Genomic DNA, 6,059 nt, shown 5'->3' with positions numbered 1-6,059 from the left:
GTTTGCAGTTCCGCGATCATCGCCTGATGCCTGCCGAAGCGCTCGGCGCCCTGTTTTGCCGCGATGTATACGCCGCGGTCGTTCAGGAACACGGTCAGCGGATGGCCCTGGGCCAACTGGTTCTTGCCGAAGCTGAGCGCCATGTCGGCGCGGTGCGGGTCGTCGGTGATCAGGTTGATGAAGAGGGGCGCGCCCTCGGCGCCGGGCTCGTCGGCGGCGACGGCCACCGTGGCGGCGCCAAGCAAGGTGAAGACCAGCAGCATGAGGACTGCCGCGGGCGTGCGAAGATTGTCGTGGAACATGGGTGGGTCTCCCTTGTGAATGACGCGCGACGACGGATCGTGCGGCTGCCGCCGCGGCGGACTATGGCCCGTTCGCGTCGCGTTCGCAAATCCAGCCAGAGCTTGATGTCCATGGTCGGTCATATGGTGGGTGCGCACGCTGCCGAGCTGTGCTGCTTGCCCGCCACGCGATCAGCGTGCTGCGGCGCTTGTCCGGTGGCCCATCCGATCGGTATGATCAATCGTCTGATGCTCATACGGCGGTTGCTCCCCGGCTGCGGGGGCGGCATTGCCAGTCACAGCACGACGTCGGAGGCCAGTATGGCTCACAGAGGTTCCGCGCGGGCGCGCAAGCGCCGCTTGTTCCAGGCCCTGTCCGTGACGTTCCTGGCGCTGCCGCTCGTGGCGGCGGCGCACTTTCAGGAGCTGATCCCCAGCACCGAGATCGTCGACGCCGACACCGGGCGCGACCTGACGCTGGAACTGACCTTTACCCATCCGATGGAGCAGGGGCCGGTCATGCCCATGGGCGAGCCGGCCGCGTTCGGTGTGTTCACACCGGACGGCAAGCAGGACCTCAAAGGCGCCCTGGAGCCCGTTCAGGTGGACGGCAAGCCCGCGTACAAGGCCACGTTTCAGGTGCCGAGGCCGGGTGACTACGTCTTCTACGTCGAGCCTGCGCCCTATTGGGAACCCGCCGAGGGTGTGATGATCGTCCACTACGCCAAGACCGTCGTCGATGCCTACGGCGCCGAGGAAGGCTGGGACCGGCTGGTGGGGCTGCCGGTAGAGATCGAGCCCCTGACCCGGCCCTATGGGCTCTGGACCGGCAACGTGTTTACCGGTCTGGTCAGGAAGGGCGGAGAGCCGGTGCCCTTCGCCGAGGTGGAAGTCGAATGGCGGAACGACGGCAGTGTCACGCCGCCGGCTGGCCCCTTCGTAACCCAGTCGCTGAAAGCGGATGCCAACGGCGTGTTCACCTACGCGATGCCGCGCGCCGGCTGGTGGGGCTTCGCGGCGCTGATGGAGGGGGATGAGCCGATGCAGAACCCGGACGGCAAAGCGGTGCCGGTGGAGCAGGGCGCATTGATCTGGGTGCGGACCCGCGACATGGCCGGCGACACGGCGACCAGCGCGAACTGACCCTGCACGGGCATGGCTCATATCCCTGACGGTGTTCTGAGTGCGCCGGTGCTGATCACCGGCGCGGTGGTGTCGGTCGGTCTGCTGGCCGTGTCGCTGCGCCGGCTGGACTATCAGGCCCTGCCGCAGGCAGCGGTGCTGGCGGCGACCTTCTTCGTCGCCTCGCTGATCAGCGTGCCACTCGGACCCAGCAGCGTGCACCTGTTGCTCAATGGCCTGATGGGGTTGCTGCTGGGCTGGACGGCGGTGCCGGCGCTGTTCGTCGCGCTGGTGCTCCAGGCCGCCTTCTTCGGCTTCGGCGGCGTGCTGGTGCTCGGCGTCAATACCATGAACATGGCGCTGCCGGCCGTGCTCTGCGCGTTGGTGCTGCGGCCGCTGTTGCCGCGCGCGGGGCCGCGTGCCATGTTCCTGATCGGCGCGGCGGCCGGCGCCGCGGGCGTGATGCTCACCGGCACCTGCGTCGCCCTGAGCCTGGGCCTGAGTGGTGAGCCGTTTTGGCCCGCGGCCAAGGCCATCGTACTCATCTATATTCCTCTTGCTTTGGTGGAGGCGCTGATGACGGGCACGGTGATGAGCTTCCTGAATCGAGTGGCGCCGGAGCTGGTGCTCCATGGCGAGGCGCCGCATGTCTGAGCGCGCGGGGTTGCGGCGTGCAGCGGATGCGCTGCGTTTGTCCGCCCTGGGGCGGTACCGATGGCGAGCCTTTGCGTCCCAGTTGATCGCGCTGCTGGTGATCCTGTTCGTGGCTGCACCGGCGCTGGCGCACAAGCTCAATGTGTTCGCCACCGCCGAGGGCCGGCGTGTCCAGGGCGAGGTCTATTTCTCCGGCGGTGCCAAGGCCGCGGACGTGCCGGTCACCGTCACCAATGCCGACGGCGATGTGCTGGCGCAACTGCGCACGGCGCCCGACGGTGGCTTCAGCTACGAGGCCACGGCGCCGGTGGCGCAGCACATCGTCGCCGAGACCGTAGACGGTCACCGCGGGGAATGGCAGATCGGCGCGTCGGAGCTGGCGGGGGCCTTTCCGGCGCCGGCCGCCGCAGTGCATGCTGCCGCGGGCACGGCTGCCGGTGCGACCGATGTCGGGGCGACAGACAACACGGCGTCGGTGGGGGCGCAATCGACCGCGGCTTCGACCAGCACCGGCGCGGCCCTCGATCCGGCATTGGAGGCCGTCATCGAGCGCGCCGTTGCCCGGCAGGTCCGGCCGCTGCGCGAGGAAGCACTCGCGGCGCGTGACGCCGTGCAGTTCCGCGACGTGCTCGGCGGCATCGGCTACATCATCGGCCTCGCCGGTCTCGGTCTTTGGTGGCGGTGCCGGCGCACGCGCGGTGGTCCGTGATGCAGCCGTCACCATTGAGCCCCCGCGGCGGGCGCCTGCTCGCGCAGCACGATCCGCGGTTGCTCGTCGTGGCGCTCGTCTTGTTCGCACTGGTCACCGTGAGCCTGAAGACCCCCACTGCCGCGGCCGTCGCGCTCGCCGCGGCCCTGGCGCTGGCCGCGGCCGGCGGCCTGCCGCTGCGCGAGCTGCTGCGCCGGCTCGCGGTGCTGGAGGGCTTCATGCTCGTCGTCCTCGCCACGCTCCCGTTCACGGTGCCGGGCGAGGCATGGCTGACCTTCGGCCCCCTCACCGCCACGCGCGAGGGGCTGTTCACCGCGGTGTTGATCGCGCTCAAGGCCAACGCCGTGGTGCTGGCGCTGCTCGGGCTGCTCGGCGGGCTGGAGCCGGCGGTACTGGGTCACGCCCTGGGCCGGCTCGGGCTACCTGAGAAGCTGGTGCACCTGCTGCTGCTGACGGTGCGCCAGATCGCGCTGCTGGACCAGGAGCAACGGCGGCTGCGGCAGGCCATGCGCGCGCGCGCCTTTGTGCCGCGCAGCGACCGCCATACCTGGATCAGCTATGGCAATCTGATCGGCATGCTGTTGGTGCGCAGCCTGGAGCGCTCCCGGCGTATCGAGGCGGCCATGCGCTGCCGCGGCTTCCAGGGCCGGCTCTACCTGCTCGACAGCCACCGCTGGCGCTTCCCGGATACCGCCTGGTTGGTGGGTTTGCTGCCGCTGCTGGCCGGGCTGCTTGCGCTGGATCGACTCTCATGACGACGCCGCTGCTGGCGCTGCGCGGACTGCACTTCGGCTTTGCGAGCCATCCGGTCCTGCGTGGCGTGGACTTGGCTCTCTATCCGGGCGAGCGGCTCGCGCTCACCGGTGCCAACGGCGCCGGCAAGACGACGCTGCTGCAAGTGCTTGTCGGCCTGCGGCATCCGAGCGGCGGGCAGGTCATCGCGTTCGGCGAAGAGCGCCGTGCCGAGGCCGATTTCGTGCCGGTGCGCGGGCGCGTCGGACTGTTGTTCCAGGATTCGGACGATCAACTGTTCTGCCCGACCGTGCTGGAGGATGTCGCCTTCGGCCCGCTCAACCTGGGCCGCTCCCGGGACGCGGCGCGGGCGGACGCCGAGCAGACCCTGGCGGCCCTGGGCCTCGACGGCTTCGCCGAGCGCGTCACCCACCGCCTCTCCGCCGGCGAGAAACGGCTGGTGGCCCTGGCCACGGTGCTCGCCATGCGCCCGGAGGTGCTGCTGCTGGACGAGCCCACCAATGGCCTGGACGAGGCGGCCGAGCGGCGCCTGCTCACGCACCTGGAAGGGCTCGATCAGGCCATGGTGATCGTCTCCCACGACCGCCGCCTGCTGGAGCGCCTGGCGACCCGGGCGGTGAGTCTGCACGAGGGGCGGCTGGTGCCGGCGACCTTGCACAGCCACGAGCACACTCACCGGCACGCGCACCTGCATCTGCACGCGACTGGCGTTGCGGGCGACCATGATCATGGGCGTTCCGCGCCGGTGCATGCGGATCATCACGGCGGGGAGTGATTTGGGGCTGTCGGGCCGGTTGGCGATTTCCGTGCCGATCCCGATCCTGATTTCGGTCCCGATTTCGATTTCGATTTCGATCTTTGTTCGCTGAATCGGCTATGCTCCGCCGGTCGGTTGCCGCCCGCGGAGACATTGATGCAGCGTGTCACCATCACCCTCGACGACGACCTGAACGTCGCCTTCGAGCGCTTTCGCACCCAGCGTGGCTACGGCAACCGCTCCGAGGCCATCCGCGATCTGATCCGCGAGCGCCTGGAGACGGAGCGCCTGGCCGACGAGCCAGCCGGCTGCTGCGTCGCGACGCTGAGCTACGTTTACAACCATCACGAGCGCGAGCTGGCGAGCCGACTCACCCGCGCCCATCACGCCCACCACGACCTTGCCGTATCGACGCTGCACGTCCACCTCGACCACGATCATTGCCTGGAGACGGTGGTGCTGCGCGGGCCGTGCGACCGTGTACGGGCGTTCGGCGACGCGCTGATTGCGCAGCCGGGGGTGCGTCATGGGCGGCTCTCGGTGCTGCCGGTGCGGGTCGCGGAAGAGGCGCACGACCATGGCGACGCGGGCCGGGCGGCGTGCCATCTGCACCTGGAGCCCTTGCCGTGAGTTGCCTGCCCCAGTCTCGTTGATGCCCGCAAAAAATCGGCTTATCCCCTTGTTTATGCTTGGAAATACACGGCTCTACCCTTGACCCCCGTCATCGAAAGCATGGCGGGACCTAAGCGATTCTGCATGCATTGACAATTCGCATGTCGGTCTGCGAAACGCAGGAAATATAAGGTTTTACTAATGCATGGATGGCGCCCGGGGCGCGCGGCAGACCGGCCGTGCAGCGGGCTCGTGGCGCTGGACGCGTCGACTTCAGAGTGTTTCCGCAGGGGCAGCGGGGCACCTGAGCGAGGATGGGCGGTTGCGGATCATCCCGGTTTGTCGGTGATCCCGCACGCCTGCTGGGATCACTGCACAAAGCGACGGAAAACAAAACCATGCTTGACAGCACAATGATCGAGCTGTCGCGATGGCAATTCGCTGCCACCGCGATGTACCACTTCCTGTTCGTGCCGCTGACGTTGGGACTCTCCTGGATGCTCGTCATCATGGAGAGTGTCTACGTCATGACCGGCCGCGAGATCTATAAGGACATGACGAAGTTCTGGGGCAAGTTGTTCGGCATCAACTTCGCCCTGGGTGTCACCACCGGCCTGACCATGGAGTTCCAGTTCGGCACCAACTGGGCCTATTACTCGCACTATGTCGGCGACGTCTTCGGCGCGCCGCTGGCCATCGAGGGCCTGATGGCCTTTTTCCTGGAGTCCACCTTCATCGGCCTCTTCTTCCTCGGCTGGGAGCGGCTCACCAAGCGCCAGCACCTGCTGGTGACTTTCCTGACGGCCATCGGCTCCAACCTGTCCGCCATGTGGATCCTGATCGCCAATGGCTGGATGCAGAACCCCGTGGGCTCGGAGTTCAGCTACGAGACCATGCGCATGGAGATGCAGAGCTTCATCGACGTGCTGTTCAACCCGGTGGCGCAGGTGAAGTTCGTGCACACGGTGGCGGCCGGCTACGTCACGGCGGCCATGTTCGTCGCCGGCATCAGCGCCTGGTACATGCTGAAGGGCCGGGATCTCGCCTTCGCGAAGCGCTCCTTCTCGGTGGCCGTGGGCTTTGGCATGGCCCCCATCCTGTCCGTGATCCTGCTCGGTGACGAGTCGGGCTACGAGGTGGGCGACGTGCAGAAGGTGAAGCTCGCCGCCAT

Annotated in this window: 7 protein-coding genes and 1 pseudogene; 7 read left to right on the top strand and 1 reads right to left on the bottom strand. The window is 67.8% G+C overall.

Annotated elements, in window-relative coordinates:
* Positions 1-302, bottom strand: a pseudogene (locus tag LJE69_RS18665) (hypothetical protein); the annotation flags it as partial.
* Positions 303-602: 300 nt separating this feature from the next.
* Between LJE69_RS18665 and LJE69_RS18660 the strand changes: the two are divergent.
* The 7 genes from LJE69_RS18660 to LJE69_RS18630 all read left to right on the top strand — a co-directional run.
* Positions 603-1,424, top strand: a complete 822-nt coding sequence (locus tag LJE69_RS18660) for a DUF4198 domain-containing protein (RefSeq protein WP_296927560.1) — start codon at positions 603-605, stop codon at positions 1,422-1,424.
* A 12-nt stretch (positions 1,425-1,436) separates the two neighbouring features.
* Entirely contained in the window at positions 1,437-2,057 is a 621-nt protein-coding gene (gene cbiM, locus LJE69_RS18655) for a cobalt transporter CbiM (RefSeq protein ID WP_296927559.1), read from the top strand.
* Positions 2,050-2,766: a hypothetical protein gene (locus LJE69_RS18650; protein ID WP_296927558.1), complete on the top strand. Its 717-nt coding sequence runs from the start codon at positions 2,050-2,052 to the stop codon at positions 2,764-2,766. The genes cbiM and LJE69_RS18650 overlap by 8 nt, the downstream gene beginning before the upstream one ends.
* Positions 2,766-3,521, top strand: a complete 756-nt coding sequence (cbiQ, locus tag LJE69_RS18645) for a cobalt ECF transporter T component CbiQ (protein ID WP_296927557.1) — start codon at positions 2,766-2,768, stop codon at positions 3,519-3,521. Before LJE69_RS18650 ends, cbiQ begins: the two co-directional genes overlap by 1 nt.
* The gene (locus LJE69_RS18640) at positions 3,518-4,294 is read left to right on the top strand and encodes an energy-coupling factor ABC transporter ATP-binding protein (protein ID WP_296927556.1); all 777 of its coding nucleotides are present in this window, start codon (positions 3,518-3,520) and stop codon (positions 4,292-4,294) included. Before cbiQ ends, LJE69_RS18640 begins: the two co-directional genes overlap by 4 nt.
* Positions 4,295-4,432: 138 nt before the next feature.
* Positions 4,433-4,906: a nickel-responsive transcriptional regulator NikR gene (gene nikR, locus LJE69_RS18635; RefSeq protein ID WP_296927555.1), complete on the top strand. Its 474-nt coding sequence runs from the start codon at positions 4,433-4,435 to the stop codon at positions 4,904-4,906.
* A 380-nt stretch (positions 4,907-5,286) separates the two neighbouring features.
* The coding region (locus tag LJE69_RS18630) for a cytochrome ubiquinol oxidase subunit I (protein ID WP_296927554.1) at positions 5,287-6,059 on the top strand (773 nt) is incomplete at its 3' end.

Source organism: Thiohalocapsa sp. (genome assembly GCF_022340605.1).
Lineage (GTDB): Bacteria > Pseudomonadota > Gammaproteobacteria > Chromatiales > Chromatiaceae > Thiohalocapsa.
Note: the sequence above shows the minus strand (reverse complement) of the source record. Positions and strands in the feature narration are given on the sequence as shown.

Excerpts from the sequence above, each read along its gene's own strand:
- LJE69_RS18660 (WP_296927560.1), top strand. The coding sequence starts at position 603 with ATGGCTCACAGAGGTTCCGCGCGGGCGCGCAAGCGCCGCTTGTTCCAG.
- cbiM (WP_296927559.1), top strand. The coding sequence starts at position 1,437 with ATGGCTCATATCCCTGACGGTGTTCTGAGTGCGCCGGTGCTGATCACC.
- LJE69_RS18650 (WP_296927558.1), top strand. The coding sequence starts at position 2,050 with ATGTCTGAGCGCGCGGGGTTGCGGCGTGCAGCGGATGCGCTGCGTTTG.
- cbiQ (WP_296927557.1), top strand. The coding sequence starts at position 2,766 with ATGCAGCCGTCACCATTGAGCCCCCGCGGCGGGCGCCTGCTCGCGCAG.
- LJE69_RS18640 (WP_296927556.1), top strand. The coding sequence starts at position 3,518 with ATGACGACGCCGCTGCTGGCGCTGCGCGGACTGCACTTCGGCTTTGCG.
- nikR (WP_296927555.1), top strand. The coding sequence starts at position 4,433 with ATGCAGCGTGTCACCATCACCCTCGACGACGACCTGAACGTCGCCTTC.